Genomic DNA, 22,105 nt, shown 5'->3' on the forward strand with positions numbered 1-22,105 from the left:
CTAACTTACCAACCGTTGCCTGTATTCACGACCTACGGTGACCCATCGGTGTGTCACCCCTCGAAGCGTCAGCCCGTTCAGTATCGCCATCGGTGTGTCACCCCTCGAAGCGTCACCTCGTTCAGTATCGCCATCGGTGTGTCACCCCTGTTCAGCGTCACCCCGTTCAGTATCGCCATCGGTGTGTCACCCCTCGATCAGTCACCCAGCTCACAGTCGCCCTCGGGGTGTCACCGCTCATTGACGACTGCATTCGAAGAGGTCCCGTCCTGTCACACACTGTCGGTGAGCAGTCCGCAACGGCCTGAGCGTGGTCTGAGAGTTACCTCCGCAATCGACAGAAGGACCTTCCCAGCAACCCATCGCCGATATATCGTTATATATCGTCAAGACGATTCGATCAGACCTGGAGGTCATCATGAACGAGCCATTCAATCACGGAGGTTTCTCTCGTCGAAACGGCGATTGGGGCGGGGCGAATATCTGGGAAGCGGTGGAGCAGCTGCGCTCGTCCTTCAACCCCAAACAGCCGTTCCGCATGAACCGCGGAGATGTCCGCGCCGGAATCCTCACGCTGCTGGCCGAAGCGCCGATGCACGGGTACCAGATCATCCAAGAGATCGAAGAGCGCAGCGGCGGCAGCTGGAAGCCCAGCCCGGGATCGGTCTACCCGACGCTGCAGCTGCTCACGGATGAGGGCCTCATCAGCGCGGAGTCCTCAAGCGGGCGCAAGACCTATTCACTCACCGAGGCCGGACGCGAACAGGTCGCATCCGAGCCGGAGTCCAATGCTCCATGGGAATCTGCGAAGAAGCCCGAAGCACCCAGGGCCGCAAACCTGGCCAAGGCCGGCGTCGAGCTGGCACAGGCAGCCGCTCAAGTCGGCCGGTCCGGCAGCAAGGAACAGGTCGCCGAGGCGGTCACCGCGCTCGAGGACACCAAGCGCAGGCTGTATTCGATCCTCGCCGAGGACTGAACAGTGACGGCGCGAACCCTTCGGGCTCGTTCCGGTCGGATCCTCCGCTTCGCCGCGGCCCAGATGGTCATGGCCTGGTGGTTCGAGATGACGCTGCCGCGAGTTGGCCTGGGTCATCTCGCGGCAAGAGGTCGGGTGGAGCGCTGGCGTTCCACGGCCAGGCGATTTCGCACTCTGGCCGTGGAACTCGGCGGTCTGATGATCAAGGTCGGCCAGTTCCTCTCCTCGCGCATGGATGTTCTCCCGCCCGAGATCACCAAAGAGCTGGAGGGCCTGCAGGACGAGGTCGCCCCGGTCCCCGTCGACCAGATCCGCGACCTTGCCGAAGCGCAGTTGGGGATGGCACTCACTGATGCCTTCACCTCCTTCGAACCCCACCCATTGGCCGCGGCATCCCTGGGGCAGGCGCACTCGGCGACCCTGACCCCGGAGATCGCCGCAGAGATCGGTTTCGCCGAGGTGGTTGTCAAGGTCCAGCGTCCGAACATCGCCGATATCGTCGAGGTCGATCTGGGTGCCCTGCGCCGGATCGCCGGATGGCTCTCCCGCGTCCAGTTCATCTCCCGCCGCGTCGACATGCCGGCACTGGTCGAAGAGTTCGCCCATGTCAGCCTCGAAGAGATCGACTATCTCCACGAAGCTGCGAACGCTGAGACCTTCGCCATGGACGCGGCTGAGTCGGCCGGGGTGCAGGCTCCGCGGATCGTCTGGGAACAGACCACACCACAGGTGCTGACCATGGAGGACGTCACGGCGATCAAGGCCAACGACGTCGCTGCGCTGCGTCGAGCCGGGATCGACCCTCACGAGGTTGCGACGACCTTCGCGCACACGATGTTCGATCAGCTCTTCCGGACCGGGTTCTTCCACGCCGACCCCCACCCCGGCAACATCTTCGTGACACCTGCCCGCTCGGGGACAACCTCGGCGGGGGCAGGATGGCATCTGACCTTCATCGACTTCGGGATGATGGGGCACGTGCCGGAGAATCTGCGCGCGGGCCTGCGGGAGCTCTTCATCGCCGTGGCGATGCGGGACTCCCGCCGCCTCGTCGCCAGCGTCGGACTCATCGGCGTTCTGCTCGACGGCGCGGACACGGAAGAGCTCGAACGCTCTCTCACAGGACTCTTCGCACGGTTCGGAGGCATGGGGTTCGCCCAGCTGCGCGACGTCGATGAGAAGGAGCTGCGAGCCTTCTCCACGGATTTCGAATCGGTGGTGCGGGATCTGCCCGTGCAGCTGCCGGAGAACCTCTTCCTCGTCATTCGCTCGCTGTCCATGGTCTCGGGTCTGTGCAGTTCCCTCAATCCCTCATTCAACATCTGGGAGGTCGTCGAACCCTATGCGAGCGAGCTGATCGAGGAGGAGAAGGGCGGCGCCGCCGGCACCGTGGCGAAGGAGGCAATCAACCTTGTGCGCCTGACGCTCGGCCTGCCGGGGCGCCTCGACGCCCTGGTCCAGAGGCTCGAGGACGGTGAACTCTCGGTGGCCACGCCCAAGCTGGACCGTCGGGTCGCGGGCCTCGAACTTCTGGCCCGCGGGGTGATCTCGGCCGTGCTGTTCACAGGATTCGTCATCGGCGGTGCAGTGCTGCTGTCCATGACGACACTTGGTGGCGTCCTGATGCTCATCGCCTCGGTGCCGGCGCTCATCCACAGCCTGGTCACTCTGCTTCGACACAGGACGCTCAACCGCCGACACCGCCGCAGGTGAGAGCACACGGTCATCCGACCCCACCAGCAGGGCACGCTGAATCGACCTGTCACTGCCGCCGAAAGGCGCGGGCATCAAGTCGCCTGGCACGGTAGGCATAGGTGGCCCAACCGAGTGCCAGAGCCCACAGCGGAAATAGGAGAGTCGGGCCGATCGTCACCCAGTTGCCGTTGATGCTGACACCGTTGAACAGGACCGAATGGATCATGCCCATGCCTCCGGTGAACATCGCCAATGTGACGATGCCGGCGGGTATCGTCGCGAGGAGGATAGGCACACGTCGTCCTGCCAGCGGCCCTGTCCAACGCGGAAATCTCTCTCCCCATCTGTGCACCAGCCCCAGGGTCAGCAGCGCTCCGACCAGTCCGGCAATCGCCAAGGCGAGACCCGAATGCCACATCCCGGCCTGGAGGCCTTCGGAATAGAACTCGGGGCTGAGCCCGAACGGGATACCCAGTGCCCACAGAATACGAGTGGATGCATAGATGACGGGAATCGCCACGGCCACGCCGACGGCGATTTTGGCACTGACCTGGACGGGCTGGCGACCTTCGGCAACCTTCGCAGTGGTCACCCCCGCGGCGAAGGCATCGCCGACAGAGGCATCGCCGACAGGGGCATCCACGGCCGCACCATCGGCTCCTGCCCGGCTGCGTCGCTGACGGCCCTCCAACGATGCCCATACCGCTGCCCACAGCCCCGGGCCGAGCAGCATGAACCCCTGCCAGAGCACGGCGCCGGGGATCGGCGGGAACTGCAGGCTCAACGTGTAGCCGAGGTATGCCAACACCAAGGTGTCGGTGAAGACCACGGTAGTGACGAGGGTGAGGAAGACAGCGAAGGTTCCAACTGCTGCGACGACTCTGCCGCGCAGTCGTGGCAGGGTCAGGAGGGTCGAGGCGAGAGTCAGACTCAGCAGCGCACAGAATCCGACCAGTGCGGCTCCAGCAGGGATGGAGAGATAGTCCAAGAGTGTGTTGTATTCGCCCGGTTCCGCATGACCGAACGGAGAGACGAGTAGTCCGCTCCCCCACAGCACGGAGATGACCAGCATGGTCATTGACCAGACCGCGCTCAGGCCGAGCATAGTGACACCGACATTGAGTACCCGCGTCGGTTGAGATGGATGGGCTGACTGGGTATAGCTCTGTGTTGGCTTCATGCTTCAACACTCGTGCCGAAGCCATCCTGACAGACTCCCCCGAACGGGTGAACGGCATCACTCACAGGGTGAAGCATGCCCCTCAGAGGGTGATGAAACCCGATTCGAAGGCTCTGATGACGGCTTGGGTCCGGTCCCTGGCGCCGAGCTTGCCGAGCAGCGAGCTGACATAGGTCTTGACCGTCTCACTGCCGAGGAACAGCTCACCGGCGATCTCCACATTGCTCAGACCGCGCGCCATGAGTGAGAGCACCTCCTGCTCGCGACTGCTCAGCTGGGCAACACTGGCCAGGTCTTCGCGCCTCCCCGCCTGAGCTGCCATCTCACGAACCTTCTGCGGATACAGGAGCACTTCCCCACCGGCCACGACGTACACGGCGCGGATGAGTTCCTCCGGCCGGGCCCGCTTGAGCACGAAGCCATCGGCACCGGCACGAAGCGCTTCGAAGACGTAGTCGTCGCTGTCGAAAGTGGTCAGAATGAGCACACGAGGAGGGTCCTGCCGTGCCACGAGCAATCGAGTCGCTTCGAGTCCGCTGAGCTGCGGCATGCGCACATCCATGATGACGATATCGGGCTGTGTGCGCTGGACGAGGTCGATGGCGTCGGCACCGTCGCCGGCCTCACCGACCACCTCGAGTCCGGTGTCCGAGTCGATGATCGCCGCGAGCCCGGCACGAACCAACGGCTCATCGTCGATGAGGACCACCCTGATGCTCATGTCTGCCTTTCCTCGTTCGCAACTCGTACAGTGTCGCTGGTTGTCGCTGTGCCAGTGTCTGTCGCAGTGCAGCTGTCTGTCGGCAGCACGGCCTCAAGCGTCCATAAGCCAGCATCAGCAGTCCACCGAACTTCCCCACCGAAGAGCTCAACGCGCTCTTTGATCCCCTGCAGACCCCGGCCTGTACCCGCATTGCTCCTCGCACCACTGGTATTCACCACGCAGGCGTTGCTCACCGTCAGCGTCACGAATCCCGCGTCGACGCTGATCGACACCGAGGCCCCCGGGACTGAGGCGTGGCGAAGCGAGTTCGTCAGAGCCTCCCGCACGATCCGATGCAGCTCGTGCGCCACGGCTGACGGCAATGAGCCCATGCCGCCGCTGATTCTCAGCTGGGTCGGGTGCCCCACTGATCTCGCTTCCTCGGCCAGGATCTCGAAATCCTCGATCGTTCGCCGAGGTAGTTGTGCCGTTTCCGCACTGTTGACGGCGTCATCGTCTGCCTCCGGATCGGCCTCCGTGCGGAGCAGCGTGAGAACGTAGTCCAACTCGGCCACCGCCTCACGTCCGGTGCGGGCGATTTCGTCAACGGCCGCCTCGGCGATGGTGGGGTCTGTCTGCAGTGCGCGCTTGGCGACTGCCGCCTGCATCGTCGTCACGGTCAGTGCGTGGCCGATCGAGTCATGGACCTCGCGGGCAAGCACCGTGCGGCGGAACCGGCGGGCCCGCTCGCGGCCAGCGAGCTCCGCGCGGTCAGCCGCCGACGGGCCGAGGAGAATGAGTGCATAGTTCGGCAGGAAGTATCCCTCCACGACGATGATCGCGATGCACATCAGCAGGATTCCCAGAGCGAGGGCCTGGATCAGCCCTGCGGGCAGCACGGTGGCCGCGAGGCTCGTCTCGGTTCCGATCAGACCGTTGGAGAGTTCATGAGCCTGTCGGGGGTCAGCGGCTAGAACCATGGCGGCGGGGATGAGGACGATGATCGTGAGCAAGAGCAGTGCGCCGGCGAAGGTGTGACCGAAGTAGAACAGGGCACCGCGCAGTCGATCGGCCGTTCGGGGCCGCCTCGGCGGGGTGGGGATGCTCAGTTCGAGCAGCTGCTCGGCCAGTGTGCGTTCGAGGGCGCGGATGACGGAGAGAAATGCTGGAATGCACAGCAGCGCGAAAGCGACGATTCCGACGACGATGATGGTCAGCGAATCGGCGCGGTTGCCGACCTGGTTCGAGGCAGTCACGATCCAGATCACGACCGCCGCGTAGGGCACGGCGATGACGCCGCCGATCAGCAGGACCAGCAGCCTGCGCCACAACCTTGACACGCGAGCCTTCACCGTCACCAGACTACCGTCGCGGCAGAAAAGCCTCGACCGAACCCATCCACGACACAATCGGCTCCGAATCAGCTGATGTACGACGAGAGTCTTCGAAAGGATCGTCATGAGCACTCACACAGTTTCATCATCAGCTCACACCGCCCGCACCAGCGTCCAGATCGTCTCAGGCATCTTCGGGGCCGTGTTCCTCCTGGTGGGCATCTTGGGCTTCGTCCCGGGCATCACCAAGGACCTGGACACGATGATGTTCGCCGGGCATCATTCACAAGCCGCGCTGCTCGGGATCTTCCAGGTCTCAGTGCTGCACAACATCGTCCATCTGCTCTTCGGCATCGTCGGCCTGCTGGGGCTCAAGTCACGCCGACTGGCCAAGACCTACCTCATCGTCGGAGGCATCATCTATGCCGTGCTGTGGATCTACGGCCTCGTCGTTCCGATGGAGTCCATGGGCAACTTCGTTCCGCTCAACACCGCTGACAACTGGCTCCACTTCGTCCTCGCAGCAGCGATGATCACGACAGGGATCGTCTTCGGCCGGAAGGCTCACACTGCTCCACAGCGGTGACGTCTCAGCCGGTGAAGACCCTGACCACCAGGCCGATGCAGATCGCCAACGCCGCGGCCGCGGGAATGGTCAGCACCCAGACCCCGGCGATCGGAACGATGAAGCGGGCGCGGGCGCGACCTTGGCGTCCGGCGAACTGGGTTCCGAGGATGGCAGATCCGAGGATGAAGGTCAGCGACACCGGCACCCGCATGATGAGCGCCGCCGTGTACATGAGCACCGTGGCGGTGGCATCTGCTGTCGCGGACTTCAGCGGGTCGAGACCGGCCATGCGAACCGACAGTGTGCGGACAACTCGCCACCCGCTCAGGCCGGTGCCGATCGCCAGCGCTCCGGCGATGATCAGCCGCACCGGCCAGGAGATCTCGACGACGGAGAGCTCGGTGTACGGGTTGGCGTCCACGGCGAGGAGCCCGACCATGACCAGGGCCGCGATCTTCTGTGCGTCCTGAACGCCGTGGACCAGAGACAGCGAGGCGGTGAGCACCGAGTCGACCATGCGCGCACCGCGGAAGAGCGGTTTGGGCGGTGAAGCGGCAAAGGTCTTCGACAGCAGAGCCGTCAGGCCCCAAGAGAGCACGAATCCGAGGATCGGCGAGATCACGAGGGGCAGGATCACCGAGTTGACCGCCTCGGTGGAGTTGACTGAGAACCCCAGCACGATCCCAGCACCCAAGAGACCGCCGATGAGGCAGTGCGTGGAGGACACAGGCAGCGCGAGGTAGTAGGTGAAGAGACTCCACGCCGTTGCGGCGACGAAGGCGATGATCAGAGAGGTGAGGATGACCTCGGGGTCTCCGTCGAAGTGGACGATCTGGTTGGCCACGACTGAGGCGATTCCCTCACCCAGGAGTGCGCCGATGAAGTTGAAGACGACGGCCAGGCCCAGGGCCCACCGTGCGTTGATGGAGCGTCCGACGACGGCATTGCCGATCGTCAGCGCAGCATCATGGAAACCGTTCGAACCGGCGAAGATCACCGCGGTGACGATGACTCCCGCCAAGAGCAGCTCCACGGACTACGACTCCTTGATCGCGATGGCGGCGACGACCTTGCCCAGCTCGGTGAAGCCGTATGCGGCACGCACGAAGGCCTGCCCCAACTGGGAGACCGCGGCCATGTACGTCAGGCCGCGCTTCGAGTTCGGCACGGCGTCAGACATCCGCCATTGCAGGGCCTCAACTTGGTAGGTGAGGCGGTTGATGGAGTCGACGTAGTCCCACTGATCGAGTTTGCCCGGCAGCCGAGTGACCATCCGCGAGGTGTGGTCGGTCTGGTTGGACAGGACCGCGAGGGTTTCGAGGACACCGGAGGGCAGTTCGTCGAAGGCCTCCGAGGCGAGGACGAATCCGGCACCGTGGAGAAGATGGCAGATGTCTCGCATGTGATGACCGAGCAGGTAGAGGTCATTGCGGTCGAACGGGGTGATGTAGTTCTCGCGCAGGGCACGAAGCACGGCGCCCATATCTTCATCAGCTTGATCGCCGATCTCGCGGAGACGGTCTGCGACCTGCCGTCGTTCGCTGACTTCGATGCCGGAGAGTTCGGCAAGCACCAGGTTGCATTGCCGCATCTGCCCGACCAGGTCGGACAGGCGTTCGTAGAAGACAGTGTCCTGCGGTACCCGCTTGAGCCGCATGCGTTCCTCCTGCCCGGGGCCCGGTCGAGCCGGACGAATGTGCATGTTGCTTCAATTGTATGTGCCGGACGCTGAACCGAGAGCGCCTCTCGGCGGTAGGCCGCTCGAAGCGGCTGAATTTGGAGCCCGGGGCTTCAGATCCAGCGTCCGGTGGCCACGAGGGCCACCCACAACGATACTCGCTCACGCTCATGAGTCCACCGCCGAGGCGGGTGAACGAGAGTTGAAAATCTCACAGTCTGCGCACGTGGCCAAGTTCCATCCGGGAGGTTGAGCCCTCGTGTCAGTTAGGCGGTCGGACCGTCAGCCAGGCAGTGAGACTGTCAGTCGAGTCCGCCGTGACGGTGGGAGATGGCGGCGTCTTTGAGGTCCTTCGCGAACTGGCGCAGCCGCGTGGCGGTCTCGGAGCTGTCGGTGCCTTCGGCGCACATGCCGACGAACGCTGCGGCTCGGAGGAGGGCGATGACGACGTCCCCGCGGAAGGCTCCGGCGAGGATCTCATCGATGGCACGGGCAACCTCGTCGGGGCCTGCGGGAAGCTCGACGCCGGCGAGGATCTCATCGAGTCCGAGGCCGTCGGTCATCCTGCGCTGCCCGGCGGAGAACATGTCGGCGAGCTCACGCGGAGCGGTGAGGATCCATTCGCGCAGTGCGTATAGGCGCCAGAGCGCTCCCGGTGCTGAGACGGCAGGGGCAGCAGACCACATCTCGGCGATGACCTCGAGACCGATGTCGTCGGCCAACTCTACGAACCGCTTCGTTGCGGCCTCATCGCGCCGTCCGCGCGAGTCTCCGAGCAGGAGTGCGGCAGTCGCGTGAGAGGTCTCTGATCTGGTCACTGGGTCATTCGAGGCACTGACCGAATCGAGATCGGCCAAAGGTATCGGGCGGTGAAAGCGTGGCTGTGTCATCGTCAGAGCATTCTAGTCCCCTACTCTGACCGGCGCTCCACCCTGATCACGCTTTCGCCTCCCGCCGGTCAGATCAGGCTTTCGCCTCCCGGTCAGGGTTCATTCGTCAGGTTCACAGTGGCAACTACTAAACTGGTGACAAATTCGGGCCTGCGACCAGCAGGTCACGAGTGCAGACAACGAGGAGGAACTCCCGTGGCAAAATCATCAGTGGCGAAGAAGGGCCTGGACAAGGCAGCGAAATTCGCTGTCAACGAGGACGGGTCCCTCAACCCCCGCGCCCAGTCGATGCTGTCGAAACTTCTGTCGGTCCAGCGCCCGGTGGCCCTTGCCTATGTGCGCAGCCTGCGTCGCCGGAATCCGGATGCGACTCCGGAAGAGCTCATCAAGATCATTCGCCGGCACTACCTCGCGCTGACCACTTCGGGTGGCGCAGCAGTCGGTGCCACCGCTGCAGTCCCCGGACTCGGCACGACAGCCGCACTCGGTGTGGCCACCGCTGAGACCGCCGGATTCCTCGAAGGCACGGCACTGTTCGCGCAGGCGGTCTCGGAGATCCACGGCCTTCCGGTTCAGGACTCCAAACGCGCGAATGCACTGGTGCTGGGGCTCATGCTCGGCAAGGACGGAAAGAACCTCGTCCAGAAGTTCAGCAAGCAGTCCGGCGGATCGGAGTCGATGTTCGGCAACTGGGGCTCTACCGTGACGAAGCAGCTCCCTGCCCCGGTCGTCGATCTGCTGGTGCGGAAGCTGCGCAAGACCTTCATCCGCAAGTTCGCCGCTCGTGCCGGCGGCTCGCTGGTCGGTCGCCTGCTGCCCTTCGGCATCGGCGCGATCATCGGCGGCGTGGTCAACGCTCAGATGGCCCGCAAGGTCGCCAATGAGTCGACCGAGGCCTTCGGTGCCGCGCCTACGATCTTCCCGCTGGAGACCGATCCTGAGTATGTCGCCCCGAAAAAGGATCGCAAGCTGCTGGCAGGCCTGAAGAACGTCGCGGCGCTGCGCGGCGCGATCAAGAACAACAAGGCCATTGAGTCCGATGTCATCGACGAGGCGGCCGATGAGGATCCCACCGCACCGGATGCTCTCCCGCGCACCTACACCGGTGACGAGCACCCTGAACTCGGAAAGTGATCAGCGGGTGAAGCCTGCTGGTTGCCACCGCGAACCAGTTTGAGTATTCGGGCTCCTTACCTCTAATATTATTGAGTCTCCAACAACTCCGGTGTGACGCTTGTCCACGCGGCTGTGTTGGGGCGGGGCCTCTAGCTCAGTTGGTAGAGCAACGGACTTTTAATCCGTGGGTCGTGGGTTCGATCCCCACGGGGCCCACCCGAACGCAAAGCCTCGCGATCCTCTAGAACTAGGGGGGAAGCGGGGCTTTTGCTTTTCTCAGTCGGATGAGATCTTCTGAGAACCGACCACTCCGAGCAGCTGCAGCTGTTCTGCCGCGTTCGTGCCCTCCATCGGGAAGAACACAAGCAGAGAGATGTCATCGTCCGGCGTCAGCAGGACTTCACACCGAAGTTCGATCAATCCGACCTCTGGGTGGACGAAGACCTTGGTGTCCGAGCGGTGGACTGCCACATCGTGACGGTCCCAGAGCTCTTTGAACTCATCGCTGATCGCAATGAGGTCCTCGACGAATCTCCTCACGTGAGCCTCGTGTGACCTGCGGGTGTAAGTGGCTCGCAGATCGCTGACGTGCGCTGCAGAGATGCTGCGCCAATGCTCCGGGGGCATCGCCCGAGCGTCGGGGTCGGCGAACCACTCCCAGATGAGATTCCTGCCGCGCCCAGGCTCCCCCGCAAGGCCGTCGAGCAGTATACGACCGAGGGAGTTCTCCCAGACGATTTCGCCGAGGTCGGTGACGACCAGCGCCGGAAGATCGACGAGACGGTTGGCAACAGCAATGAGACCGGGACGCACGTGACCGTCGGAGCTGCGCGGTGGCACCGGGTGGCCTGCGAGATGCAGCATGTGGTCGCGCTGATCACGGTCGCACTGCAACGCTCGAGCCACCGCCGAAACCACTCCGATCGACGGGGTCGACCCACGCCCCTGTTCGAGGCGAGCGTAATAGTCGACCGATACTCCAGCGAGCATGGCAACCTCTTCGCGCCGCAGTCCGGGAGTACGGCGACGGCCCGTGTGGCCAGTCCCCACATCTTCTGGGCGCAGCTGCTCCCGTCGACGGCGAATGAAGTCAGCGAATGCAGAACGATCGGTCATCTCTTGATTGTCCGCCCGATCGGCCGATCTAACCAGGGACAGCCTGTCCCAGGATCGACAGGGCCTCGCCCCCTCGCCACCGCCCTGCCAGGCTTGAGGTCATGAGCACATACAATGAGAACTCAACCGTCAACACTCGCCGACTCGGAATCCAAGGACCTCGCGTCACATCTCCCGGACTGGGCGCCATGAGCATGTCGGGAGCCTACGGACCGACACGGGATGAAGAGAGCATCGCAGCCATCCATGAGTATATGGATGCCGGAGGCACTCTCATCGACACCGGAGACTTCTACGGTGCCGGTCACAATGAAATGCTCGTCGGCGCAGCACTTCGAGAGCGCAGCCGTGAGGACGTCGTGATCTCACTGAAATTCGGCGCCGTTCTTGCCCCCGACGGATCGTTCATCGGATTCGACACTCGACCGGACGCAATCCGAAACTCTCTGACCTATTCGCTGAAGCGATTGGGCACGGACCACGTCGACATCTACCGGCCGGCCCGACTCGACCCGAATGTGCCCATCGAGGAGACTGTCGGCGCCATCAGCGAACTCGTCGAAGCCGGATACGTTCGTCACATCGGACTCAGCGAGGTCGGTTCGGAGACCATTCGTCGGGCGGCGGCGGCAGCGCCCATCAGTGACCTGCAGATCGAATACTCGCTGCTGAGCCGCAGCATCGAAGACAATGGGATTCTGGCTGCATGCCGCGAACTCGGCATCGGCATCACGGCGTACGGGGCTTTGGCCAAGGGTCTGCTGGCAGGTTCCACGGGAGGGACTCGCGCGATGTTCCCGCGTTTCCAGGGGGACAACCTTGTCCACAATCAGCGGATAGTCTCGACTCTCGCGGAATTCGCTGCAGTGCGAGACGTGACGCTCCCCCAGCTGGCGATCGCATGGGTGGCCGCACAGGGTGAGGACATCGTGCCAATCGTCGGGTCTCGTACTGCTCATCAGGTGGCCGCCACCGTTTCCAGCAATGGCGTGCATCTGAGCGTCGATGATCTGGCAGCCTTAGACGCTGCTCTGGCAGACAGCGAGGTCCGGGGCGATCGCTATCCGTCCGAACAGATGATGCTCTTGGACAGCGAGCACTGAGAACACAGCCTCTCGTTCAGCACGGCACGTCTCTCGTCTCGGACCTGGATCATGCGCACAGCGGGGACGGTCTGATGAGCACCCGCCATTCCCCTGTTGAGGACGTCTCTTGCCTCTGACGAAGAAGAGCCTTTCGACCTGGCCCTCGGAGTTCGAGTCCGTGCTCTCGACGGCGGCAATCTTCTGCGCGAACTCCGGCTCCCACCATGCGGCGCCGAGGCAGATACGCATGAGCCCGGGACTGCTCGGCCCGGAATTCTACCATCGAGTCAGCGAATCGGGGGTGAAGCTGCCGACACCAAATGTTCACTTACCGTTCAAGGCGGCCACCGAACGCCTGCTCAACTGGAATACTTCCGTCCTGCCATGGGGTGAGGACCCAGGCGACGAGATAGGCGCCGATCCCCAGGACCGGAAGCAGGAACGAGATGAGGACCAGCAGGCGCATCAGCCACACGTTCATCCCGGTCGCCTCGGCGAGACCAGCGGCAATACCGCCGAGAATCCGGTCGGGACCGCGACGGAAACCAACTTTGCGAATGGAATCAAATAGTTTTCTCATACCCTCAACAGTACGCAGATTTCGCTGTCTGCACAGGGGTGCTGACCGTCTAACCGGACTGAGGGAAACCGGAATGGCATCCGGTGGGGGCGCTGGCGGGGCAACGGTCACCTCGGCGCCCCTCTGATTGCAATTCTCGTTATATGAGATGACGATCACAGGTTTTGGGCGCGCCTACTCCGAGGCACCCAGCAAGGGCGGTTACGATTAACGGGTTGTGCAACCAATTGTCCGCATCCGCCTTCCCAGCGACGCGGCAAAGAGGAGTCCATTGTGAAGTGGGTAAAAAAGGCCGTCCTCACGCTCGTCGTCATATTTGTGGCGTTCTATCTGTTCAGTCGGCCAGAAGATTCAGCCGATGCAGTGCGGAACGCGTTCGAGGCAGTGGGAACCGGTGTCGGCTCATTGGTCACTTTCTTCACTACTCTGTCCTCGTAACCGCGCCGGAAGCAGCCTGACGTGTTCAGGGGACTGATCGATCCGAAGGTCGAAAATCACCTCATCGTTGAAGAAGGTGAGCTCATTGTCGACGAAGTACGTCGCCATTTCCTCGCCTTCGTCGCCCCCTCGCTCATCATTGCGCTTGGAGTGGCCGTCGCAGCCATCAGCTTCGCGGTCCCAGTTGACTTCGCCCCGATCCCGCTTGGCATCGGCGCCGCCATTGCCCTGTTCGGTGTCTACCGCGCACTGTTCGTGCATATGGACCGGTTCGTCATCACGAACATGCGAGTGTTCAGAATCCACGGGATCTTCACCCAGCACAAGGCGACGATGCCGATGTCGCGTATTCTCGACATCTCGGTGCACAAACCGCTCATGGGTCGGATCTTCAGATACGGGCATTTCGTCTTCGAGTCTGCCGCCCAGGACCAGGGCCTGCGCGATATCCGTTTTGTCGGACGACCGGACGAAAGGGACCTCACCATCCAGACGGTGATTCAGCGCTCCGGACTGCGCTCAGCCATCAAATCCTTCAACGACAAGAACAACGAGGATGACGCTGAGGAACCGGATACGAACCTGGAGGTAGACGCGGACCTCCAAGCCGATGTCGAGAGTGATTCCGATTCCGACGATGCCTACGGCTACGAATACGACCGCGAAGACGACGTCGAACCACACCCTGAGCCGGCTGTGGTCAACAGCAAACCTCGTTTCAATGCAGGCGAGAGAACCGATGGTCACTCGACCGTGCGCGCGGGGGCAGGTCCTGAGGTGGACACCGGAGAGTGGTCGACCATGGAGCTCGATACCGGCCACGGCTTCAGCGAATCCGAGGAATTCAGAATCGGCAGCGCACTGCCTGCGTTGAACGACCCTGTTGCCAGGGCTGCAAGCTCATGGGAGCTGCGGTGGCCCGAACGCGACCGCATGCAGACGGCGACGGAGCTGATGCGTGCTCACCGACGCCTCATCTCCGACCTCGACGAGAAGCTTCGTCCCTTGGGTCTGAACTATGCCCGGTACGAGGTGCTGCTCCTCCTGTTCTTCGACCAGCAGGGCGCACTCCCTCTTGTCGAGCTCACGGACCAGCTGCAAGTTGAAGCCAGCTCGTCCTTCTCCTCGGTCAGGTGGCTCGAAGACAATGGGCTGATCGAAAGAGTCATGGAGCCCGGTGACGACGGTGAAGTCTTCGCCGAGATCACGCCGCGAGGTCGGGCACTGACCGATCGAGCCAGTCAGATCGTCGCCGATGCCCGCTTCGGTCTGGATTCGATGACCGAAGCAGAGTGTCACCAACTGACCAAACTGCTGGCGCGGCAGCGTCGGTACCGGGACTAGGCTTCCTGCTCGGTCCGGCTCCGACCCTCCGCCCTCCGGTCGATGCCATCGACTGGACGTCGAGCGAACTCCGGAGCGTGCTCGGGGGTAACACCCAAGCCGAGGATGTGCGCCGGGATCACAGTCAGCGCGGGGAACGTCTTCAGCAGCCACAGGATCGGCGCCGGCGGGCGGATGACTCCGCCGTTGTGGACGACCGGCTCGATCATCCGGTGAATGCCGCCCTGCAGCAGCTCGACGGTCTTCGTCGTCAGCAATCGTCGGCGCTGGACCCGCTTGAGATCGCGAGTGGACACACTCCCTGAACGCAGGGCCTCGGCCAGAAGTCGAGCCGTGGCCACGCCATCCTGGACCGCCAGGTTGACGCCGACTCCGCCCAAGGGACTCATGGCATGGACGGAGTCGCCGATGCACAGCAGCCCGTCGATGAACCAGCGTTTGGCTTCGTTGCGGCGCACATCGAGGAGCTTCACGTCATCAAACTGGAGTGCTTCGACATCGTCTGCCAGTGCAGGGAATGTCTCTGCGACCGCACGACGAAGAGACTCGATCCCCCGCTCACGGAAACGTCCGTCCTCGCCCTTCGGGATGAGACGAGCCATCTGGACATGCCCGTCGCGCGGAATCGCGACGAACACATTGCCTCCCTTGGTTCGGGGAGCGATGGATTCGTTCAGCTGCGCCTGGGTGTCGATCCGGAACCACCACACGTCGATCGTGGACCGCAGCTCGCGCATCGACAGCTGCGCCTCGCCCCGGGCCTTCGACCAGCGTCCGTCGGCAGCGACGACGAGTGGCGCGCGCAACTCGGTCTCACCTTCGGGAGTCTGTGCGCGGACGCCGACGACCCTGTCGTCGTCCCAGATCAATGAGGTCATCTCGACCCCCATCCGCAGATCGAAACCGGGTTCAGCCTCCCCCGCCTTCGCCAGCAGATTGAGGAAGTCCCACTGGGGTGCGATCGTCATGAACGGATGCGCTGTGTTCAGTCTGGACAGGTCGCCGAGGATGTAGTCCCGACCGTCGTCGCCGACAAGACTGATATTGGTCACCCTGCGGTGCGTGATCTGCGCGAACTCGTTGTAGAGTCCGAGCTCGTCGAGGAGCCGCAGTGTTGAAGGGTGGATGGTGTCACCACGGAAATCTCTGAAGAAGTCAGTGTGCTTCTCCAGCACCACGACTCTAACGCCGCCGCGCGCCAGGAGCAGCCCGGCGACGATTCCGGCGGGCCCACCTCCGGAGATGTTGCAGTCGTATCCGACATCGAACTGGTCGTGCGCGGCGTCTGTCATGACACGCTCCTCAGCATTGTGTTCCTCAGCATTGCGGGCACAGAATCGATGCTAGTCCACGGGCGAGTCGAAAGACATGATGCGGCGAGACTCAGCACCGGTGACTGCGAAGTGTGTTCGGATCACCGGTGACTGCGAAGTTGAGAGCCGATCGCGGCCGAGAGTCGTCTCTCACACCGTTCTGAGGGAAGTGCCGGAGACCTTTTCAGTGACATCGAAGCGTTCACGGTAGCGGCCGGTGAGCAGACGCCATTGTGAGTGCAGCGCTGTTGATGAGTTGAAGACGAGCAGAGTCAGCGGATAGAGCAGCCACTGCAGCCAGATGGTCAGACGCCGTATCTGCGGAACATGAACCGGACGAGGCGGCAACAGCGACTTGAAGACGAGGATGGATGCGATGAGGGCGATCATGCTCACCTGCTGCACCAGACCAACCGTCATCGGCATCCGCTCGATGAGGCTGGTGACCTGGCCGGTCTGTGACGCAACGACAAATGGGATCCATCCACCGACGGCGATGATGACGGAGATCGAGGCCAGACTGACATGACCCTCAAGGAGGGAGAAGAAGCGCAGCACTCCGGGCCAGAAAGGTGTCCGAGCATCGCCGGCGAATACCCTCACCCCCACATAGGGCACATCGCTGGCGCCGTAGGACCATCGGCTGAGCTGTTTGAACTGTGCGACCATCGTGTCCCTGAATCCGCCGGCCAGCACTGCGTCCTGATAGATCGGAACATGAATGGGAACGACGCGATAGTCACCCTCGAAATGGAACCAGCTGCGCCAATACTGATGGCCGTCCTCGACGATGGTCCGTGTCGACCAGAATCCCATGTCGATGAGAGCGGTCAGCGGCTGCGTGTGAGAGGCGAAATTGCGCAGCGCGAGAGGACGGACCGTTGTGGTGAGATTCCAGAAGCAGTTCGCGCTCGCGACGACACGAGACGGCGCAGGCGCCTCCCAGATGTTTGTGATGTACAGGCTGATGGGTTGGAACGAGAGGTGGGCGCGATCGGGAGCGAGCGCGTATTCGTATGCGACGGAGTCGAAATACGCCTCATGGGGTGTGTTGTCGCAATCGAGACTGGTGACGAGGACCGACTCCGGATCGATGCCGTTCGCCTGCACCCAACGAGCCAGTCTGTGCCCCGCATAGGTGATGTTCGCTCCCTTTCCTGCGATCTCTCCCGGGATCCCGGCCGGATGTTCGACGAGGACGAACGCTGCGAATCCGTCACCGTATTCGGCCGCCAGACGTCGTGCTGTCGCAGCCATCTGTGGGCCGCCGCGTTCCTCATAGGCGAAGAACACAACGATCTTCGATGGTGAGGTCGAGGTGTGCAGGAGCGATCGGATTCCGTCGGCGACCACCTCATAGGGTTCGTTGTAGGCCGCGACGACAACAGCATGGAGCAGTGTCGAAGGGCGCGCCACCGCGCCCGGGAACTCACGCACACGGGCTATGGACGCGGCATGCTCCTTGGCCTGAAACCCCGTCCAGGGATACGGTCGCGGCGGGAGCCCATCCATCGCCCGTTCGATGTCAAGCAGTCTGGCACCCCAATCAACCCGAGAGCTGCGACGGTAACGCACGAAGCCGCGTGAGACGTCGACCGCACCGCGCATCGCTCGTATCAGCGTAAGACCGACGACGATGAGCACATAGACCGCCCCAGCCATCGCGTTGATGAACGGCAGGACGAAGACCAGTCCGATGGCGGAGAAGCTGACGATCGCCGGCAGTGCTTCGAAGAACCGATAGGCCCGCGTGCGCGGCCCGGTGGGAAGTTCGAGTTCGGCCGATGCCGGATCGGTCGCCGGCAGGGAGTCGACCGACGACGGTGCTTGGCCAGCCGTGGGTGAGGCGGATGCCGAAGGTAAGGCGGTTGCCGATGGTGGTGTCGCCACAGCGGAATAGACGGCTGCCGAAGACGATTCGCGATTCAATCTCACAGAGTCGATCCTGGTTGAGGATCCTGACCAGCGGTTGGTCCTGGGATGCCGGCCAGATGAACATTCGGTGCGCAACAGGGGCTCCCGCACGCCTGCTGTAGCCTCGTCCTATGTCTTTTGTGATTCGATCTCCCGTCATCGACGACGTCGAGGCGGTGGCACAGGTCCATGTTGAGACCTGGCGCGAGACCTATCGCGGACTCATGTCCGATGAGCTGCTCGATTCCCCTGACATGATGGGCAAGCGCAGAAGAATGTGGAGTTCGCTCATCGCGCCTGAGAATCATCCTGACCATACCTCGGCGATCGCCGACCAGGACGGCGTCATAGTCGGAATCGCTTTGTCAGGCCCGTCGGCAGCTGAGGATCGTCCCGGAGAGCGACAGCTGTTCGTCCTCTACGCATATGCCGCTGTCCACGGCTCGGGCATCGGACAACAGCTTCTTGACGCAGTCGTCGGTCCCGAGGAGCGAACTTCTCTGTGGGTGGCCGACCCGAATCCGCGTGCTCAAGCTTTCTACCGAAGAAACGGCTTCGCCTTCGACGGTGCTGTAGAAACCGATGAATATGACGGAGTGCGTGAACTTCGGATGGTCAGAGAACCGGCAGAGGCTGAGTGCCTCACACGACCGCAGAACTTCACATCCACAGCACGGAGTTCTGGGCGCGAAGCTTGCCTTCTGCAGCCAGAACGCCAAGCCTCACAGATCCGGCCAACGGATCACCGGCGGGCTCCTCGATGATGACGCCGGTATGGAGACGAGAGGCCTCGTCCCTGAACCCGGAGACGAGTGCTTCACCAGCCTGGACCAGCCCTCCGGTGAGAGCGATGCGCAGCGGACTGTCGAGGCCCTTCGCTGCGGCGAGAGCACTGCGAGCGGCTTCGACACCAGCCTCACGAAGCAGGCCAGTGGCAACGGCGTCGCCGCAGTCTGAGAGTGCGGCGACCTCGACAGCGAAGTCCGCAAGCATCCCTGCTCGATTGTCGCGAGTGTAGAACTGAGACGGCCAGGTGGCTGGTGAGCCGAAGAGCCGGGTCGCGGACTCGAGCAGTGAGCGCCCACTCGGGTCAACCCCGTCATGGGTGCGCAGCGCGATCTCAAGAGACCGTCTCCCCAGCCAGGCTCCTCCCCCTCGATCTCCGAACAGGTGCCCCCAACCATCGGTTCGAGTCCAATTCGGGGACAAGATTCCGTGCTCATCCGGCCCCGGATGTGCAATCGCGATCGCCCCGGTGCCCAAGACCGTGACCGCGCCTGCCTTTCCCGAGAGCGCTCCGAGGTGGGCTGTGACCGCGTCGATCGCCGCGGCAGTGGGTGCCCCTGCCCTGCCCGAGATCTCGGCGATCGCGGACGCTGGGTCTTCGGCCAACGAGGCAATTCCAGTAGCGCCGATTCCTATACCGGCAATCTGGTCGAGACGTTCGCCCCATGTCTCCTGCGCCGAGGCGATGAGGCCAGAGGCAATGCCGAGAACATTGCTGCCGGCGGCACTGATCTCCACCCCAGGTCCGGTCATGGTGGCAACGACGGTCAGGTCCCGGGTGGCATCGACCTTCGCCAGTGCGACCCGACTGCCGGTGCCGCCGATGTCGATCCCGAGGACGAAGGCGCTCATGTGGCCTCGCGCTCCGAGGCAGTTCCGCCCTCGGCACCTGCGGCGATCGCAGCTTTGACTGACCCGTCATTGTCCGCGAGGTGCTTGGCCGCAGCCGCAGGGGTCACCGAAGTGAAGGAGACGACAAGGGCTGTCTTGAGTTCGCCGCCGCAACGCTCCAAGAGGTCTCGTGCCGTCGCATCTGAGAGGTCCGCGGCTTCGCAGAGAATACGCACGGTCCGCTCCCGGAGTTTATCGTTGGTGGCAACGACGGAGACCATGAGGTTGCGCCAGGTGCGGCCAAGAGTGATCATCAATGCCGTCGAGAAGCCATTGAGCGTCAGCTTCTGTGCTGTGCCGGCTTTGAGGCGGGTTGATCCCGTCACCACCTCGGGCCCGGTGTCGAGCACGATATGGGCAGCAGCCGCCTCGGCTACGGGGGCCTCGGGGTTGTTCGAGATGAGCACGGTGTGCGCGCCCGCCTCATCGGCAGCCTCCAGCGCACCGCGGACATAGGGCGTCGAACCGCTCGCCGCGATTCCGATCGCCACGTCGTCCGGGCCCAGCTCTGCCCCGACTCTGCGTCCGTCATCGACGGAGTCCTCGGCGTTCTCCACCGCATTGACCAGTGCCGCCTGGCCGCCGGCGATGTGTCCGACCACGCGACCTGGTTCGAGATTGAACGTCGGCAGGAGCTCGCTGGCGTCGAGGACTCCCAAGCGACCGGAGGTGCCGGCTCCGAAGTAGTGGACCGCACCACCTCGGCGCATCCGCTCGGCCGCGATGTCGACGAGTTCTGCCAACTGCGGCAGGGCGTTCGCGACCGCGGTGAGGACGGCTTGGTCCTCGCCGTTCATCACCTTCAGGACGCCGAGGGTGTCGAGTTCGTCGAGTCCCTCGCTGCGGGGATTGCGCTGCTCCGTCGGCGACAGCGGGCGCAGGGGCGACGGCTGCTGGGACCGCGGGCGTGGGGACGGTGACTGCGGAGGCTGAGGCTGCTGGGGCCCCGGCTGCTGGGACTGCGTCATCAGCGGTTGCTGCCTTCCACCTCGGCGACGGTGTTCCGGTTCTGCGTCTTCGGGTGGCGCAGGGACAGGAGCCCGCCGATGCCGACCATGACGATGACGCCGAGCAGCGGGTACCACTGCCAGGCGACCCAGACCTCGCCGGTGACGTACTTCTCCATGACGAAGAAGAAGGCGTTGACAGCGACCGCCAGCGCGAACGTGATGTTCGCATCGACGGCTGTGGCGCGCTTGTTGACGATGCCGAACACGAACGCTCCGAGGAGCCCGCCGTAGGTGATGCCTGCGACGCCCAACGCGAGGATGACGATGTTGCCCTCATCGGATTGGAAGATCGTTGCCGGGAGGATGAAGGCGATTCCCCAGCCGATGGTCGCCCAGCGCCCGACCTTGAAGCCCTCGGCGTCGGTCATCGGCGTCCTCTTCAGCCGTGCGTAGACATCGTTGACCGTCGACGAGGACAGTGCCGACAGCGACGAGGACAGGGTCGACATCGCCGCTGCGAGGATGCCGGCCAGCAGCAGCCCCGAGACGCCGGGTGGCAGACCTTCGATGATGAAGAGCGGGAAGATCTCGTCATCGCGGCTGAGCCCCAGGTCAGCAGGCAGGGCGTGGTCGTAATAGGCCCACAGTGCCAGGCCGACGGCGAGGAAGACCGCGAACTGAACGAAGACGACGATGCCCGAGACGATGAGTGCCTTCTGCGCCTCGACCTTGGACCTGCAGGACAGGAGGCGCTGGACGACGAGCTGGTCCGAGCCGTGCGAGGCCATGGCGAAGACCGCGCCGCCGAGCAGCGAGGGAATGAACGAGGCGTCTGCGGAGATCGGATTGCCCTCGAAGATGAACATATTGAGCTTGCCCGCCTCGGCGGCATCGGCCACCCATCCGCCGCCGAAGGTCGCGGTGATGACGATGATGGTGAGGAGGCCGCCGACGACGTAGAGGCACATCTGAGCCACGTCGACCCAGACCACGGCCTTGATGCCGCCGATGAAGGTGTAGGCGATCGTCACCAGCGAGAGGACGACGATGATGACGAAGTAGTTCGTGTGGATGCCCAGACCGTCGAGGATCACCTTGACCGGAATGGCTGCGGCGAGGACCCTGATGCCGTCGGCCAGGAGACGGGTGAACAGGAAGGTCACACCCGCGGTCGTCTGGGTCGAGGTGCCGAAGCGTTTGCCCAGGTAGGCGTACGCGGTGAGCATCTCACCGTCGTAGTATCTCGGGAGCATGAAGAAGGCGACGATGACTCGGCCGAGGATGTAGCCCAGCCCCAGCTGCAGGTAGTTGATGTCGCCGAGGTAGCTCATGACCGGGATGCCGATCACCGTCAGCGCGCTGGTCTCGGTGGCGACCACGGACAGACACACCGCCCACCACGGTATGTTCCGGCCACCCAAGAAGTAGCCCTGGAGGTCCTTCTGCTTTCCGCTGAGCTTCAGACCCAACCATGCCGTGGCGGCAAGGTAGGCGATGATCACCAGAAGGTCGATGATCTGCATGGTGTGTCTCCTTCGTACAAGGGGT

At 63.3% G+C, this 22,105-nt stretch carries 20 protein-coding genes and 1 tRNA gene; 8 read left to right on the forward strand and 13 right to left on the reverse strand.

Translation table 11 applies throughout. The features are described from left to right. Positions 1 to 418: 418 nt before the first annotated feature. Positions 419 to 976 carry a PadR family transcriptional regulator gene (locus tag ACE03M_RS13135; RefSeq protein ID WP_485934355.1) on the forward strand — a complete coding sequence of 186 codons (558 nt, stop codon included), beginning with the start codon at positions 419 to 421 and terminating at the stop codon, positions 974 to 976. Between the two features lie 63 nt (positions 977 to 1,039). Continuing rightward, positions 1,040 to 2,689 (forward strand): ABC1 kinase family protein, encoded by a 1,650-nt coding sequence (locus ACE03M_RS13140; RefSeq protein WP_485934558.1) that lies wholly within the window; start codon positions 1,040 to 1,042, stop codon positions 2,687 to 2,689. A gap of 49 nt (positions 2,690 to 2,738) precedes the next feature. On the opposite strand, the gene ACE03M_RS13145 is transcribed toward ACE03M_RS13140, so the two are convergent. The 3 genes from ACE03M_RS13145 to ACE03M_RS13155 all read right to left on the reverse strand — a co-directional run bounded on the left by ACE03M_RS13145 (position 2,739) and on the right by ACE03M_RS13155 (position 5,906). Next, on the reverse strand, positions 2,739 to 3,851 hold the full coding sequence (locus ACE03M_RS13145; protein ID WP_485934357.1) for a hypothetical protein: 1,113 nt from the start codon (positions 3,849 to 3,851) through the stop codon (positions 2,739 to 2,741). An 82-nt stretch (positions 3,852 to 3,933) separates the two neighbouring features. Further along, positions 3,934 to 4,572: a response regulator transcription factor gene (locus ACE03M_RS13150; RefSeq protein ID WP_485934359.1), complete on the reverse strand. Its 639-nt coding sequence runs from the start codon at positions 4,570 to 4,572 to the stop codon at positions 3,934 to 3,936. Then, positions 4,569 to 5,906 (reverse strand): sensor histidine kinase, encoded by a 1,338-nt coding sequence (locus tag ACE03M_RS13155; RefSeq protein ID WP_485934361.1) that lies wholly within the window; start codon positions 5,904 to 5,906, stop codon positions 4,569 to 4,571. Before ACE03M_RS13155 ends, ACE03M_RS13150 begins: the two co-directional genes overlap by 4 nt. 106 nt (positions 5,907 to 6,012) lie before the next feature. On the opposite strand from ACE03M_RS13155, the gene ACE03M_RS13160 reads away from it, so the two are divergent. After that, entirely contained in the window at positions 6,013 to 6,474 is a 462-nt protein-coding gene (locus tag ACE03M_RS13160; RefSeq protein WP_143920671.1) for a DUF4383 domain-containing protein, read from the forward strand. A 4-nt stretch (positions 6,475 to 6,478) separates the two neighbouring features. Here ACE03M_RS13160 and ACE03M_RS13165 read toward each other — a convergent pair whose 3' ends face one another. From ACE03M_RS13165 to ACE03M_RS13175, 3 genes are all read right to left on the reverse strand, one after another. Continuing rightward, on the reverse strand, positions 6,479 to 7,489 hold the full coding sequence (locus ACE03M_RS13165; protein WP_143920672.1) for an inorganic phosphate transporter: 1,011 nt from the start codon (positions 7,487 to 7,489) through the stop codon (positions 6,479 to 6,481). A gap of 3 nt (positions 7,490 to 7,492) precedes the next feature. Then, complete coding sequence (locus ACE03M_RS13170) at positions 7,493 to 8,158, reverse strand: DUF47 domain-containing protein (RefSeq protein WP_235344617.1); 666 nt, start codon at positions 8,156 to 8,158, stop codon at positions 7,493 to 7,495. A gap of 278 nt (positions 8,159 to 8,436) precedes the next feature. Continuing rightward, positions 8,437 to 8,952, reverse strand: a complete 516-nt coding sequence (locus ACE03M_RS13175) for a hypothetical protein (protein WP_260847905.1) — start codon at positions 8,950 to 8,952, stop codon at positions 8,437 to 8,439. Between the two features lie 267 nt (positions 8,953 to 9,219). On the opposite strand from ACE03M_RS13175, the gene ACE03M_RS13180 reads away from it, so the two are divergent. Together ACE03M_RS13180 and ACE03M_RS13185 are read left to right on the forward strand one after the other, a co-directional pair. Beyond that, on the forward strand, positions 9,220 to 10,158 hold the full coding sequence (locus ACE03M_RS13180) for a hypothetical protein (RefSeq protein WP_260847906.1): 939 nt from the start codon (positions 9,220 to 9,222) through the stop codon (positions 10,156 to 10,158). Positions 10,159 to 10,283: 125 nt separating this feature from the next. After that, positions 10,284 to 10,356, forward strand: a tRNA-Lys gene (locus ACE03M_RS13185). Positions 10,357 to 10,416: 60 nt separating this feature from the next. Here ACE03M_RS13185 and ACE03M_RS13190 read toward each other — a convergent pair. Continuing rightward, positions 10,417 to 11,256, reverse strand: coding sequence for a helix-turn-helix transcriptional regulator (locus tag ACE03M_RS13190; RefSeq protein WP_485934364.1), 840 nt, complete (start codon positions 11,254 to 11,256; stop codon positions 10,417 to 10,419). A 101-nt stretch (positions 11,257 to 11,357) separates the two neighbouring features. On the opposite strand from ACE03M_RS13190, the gene ACE03M_RS13195 reads away from it, so the two are divergent. Then, positions 11,358 to 12,359: an aldo/keto reductase gene (locus ACE03M_RS13195; protein WP_485934366.1), complete on the forward strand. Its 1,002-nt coding sequence runs from the start codon at positions 11,358 to 11,360 to the stop codon at positions 12,357 to 12,359. Positions 12,360 to 12,669: 310 nt separating this feature from the next. Here ACE03M_RS13195 and ACE03M_RS13200 read toward each other — a convergent pair whose 3' ends face one another. Further along, entirely contained in the window at positions 12,670 to 12,921 is a 252-nt protein-coding gene (locus ACE03M_RS13200; protein ID WP_143920677.1) for a PspC domain-containing protein, read from the reverse strand. 459 nt (positions 12,922 to 13,380) lie between these two features. Here ACE03M_RS13200 and ACE03M_RS13205 point away from each other — a divergent pair, with 459 nt between their 5' ends. After that, complete coding sequence (locus ACE03M_RS13205; RefSeq protein WP_485934367.1) at positions 13,381 to 14,703, forward strand: PH domain-containing protein; 1,323 nt, start codon at positions 13,381 to 13,383, stop codon at positions 14,701 to 14,703. On the opposite strand, the gene ACE03M_RS13210 is transcribed toward ACE03M_RS13205, so the two are convergent. Both ACE03M_RS13210 and ACE03M_RS13215 read right to left on the reverse strand, forming a co-directional pair. After that, positions 14,700 to 15,995: an FAD-dependent oxidoreductase gene (locus ACE03M_RS13210; RefSeq protein WP_485934368.1), complete on the reverse strand. Its 1,296-nt coding sequence runs from the start codon at positions 15,993 to 15,995 to the stop codon at positions 14,700 to 14,702. The genes ACE03M_RS13205 and ACE03M_RS13210 overlap by 4 nt on opposite strands. Before the next feature lie 171 nt (positions 15,996 to 16,166). Next, positions 16,167 to 17,951 carry a glycosyltransferase family 2 protein gene (locus ACE03M_RS13215; RefSeq protein WP_485934369.1) on the reverse strand — a complete coding sequence of 595 codons (1,785 nt, stop codon included), beginning with the start codon at positions 17,949 to 17,951 and terminating at the stop codon, positions 16,167 to 16,169. A 110-nt stretch (positions 17,952 to 18,061) separates the two neighbouring features. Here ACE03M_RS13215 and ACE03M_RS13220 point away from each other — a divergent pair, with 110 nt between their 5' ends. Then, complete coding sequence (locus ACE03M_RS13220) at positions 18,062 to 18,694, forward strand: GNAT family N-acetyltransferase (protein WP_485934370.1); 633 nt, start codon at positions 18,062 to 18,064, stop codon at positions 18,692 to 18,694. On the opposite strand, the gene ACE03M_RS13225 is transcribed toward ACE03M_RS13220, so the two are convergent. From ACE03M_RS13225 to ACE03M_RS13235, 3 genes are read right to left on the reverse strand one after another with little or no spacing between them, the layout of a single operon-like run. After that, complete coding sequence (locus tag ACE03M_RS13225) at positions 18,591 to 19,568, reverse strand: N-acetylglucosamine kinase (RefSeq protein WP_485934372.1); 978 nt, start codon at positions 19,566 to 19,568, stop codon at positions 18,591 to 18,593. The genes ACE03M_RS13220 and ACE03M_RS13225 overlap by 104 nt on opposite strands. Beyond that, complete coding sequence (gene murQ, locus ACE03M_RS13230) at positions 19,565 to 20,575, reverse strand: N-acetylmuramic acid 6-phosphate etherase (RefSeq protein ID WP_485934373.1); 1,011 nt, start codon at positions 20,573 to 20,575, stop codon at positions 19,565 to 19,567. Before murQ ends, ACE03M_RS13225 begins: the two co-directional genes overlap by 4 nt. Next, a complete protein-coding gene (locus ACE03M_RS13235; protein ID WP_143920687.1) occupies positions 20,575 to 22,080 on the reverse strand; it encodes a sodium:solute symporter in 1,506 nt (501 codons plus the stop codon). Before ACE03M_RS13235 ends, murQ begins: the two co-directional genes overlap by 1 nt. Between the last annotated feature and the right edge of the window lie 25 nt (positions 22,081 to 22,105).

Source organism: Brevibacterium sp. AGC70 (assembly GCF_057334195.1).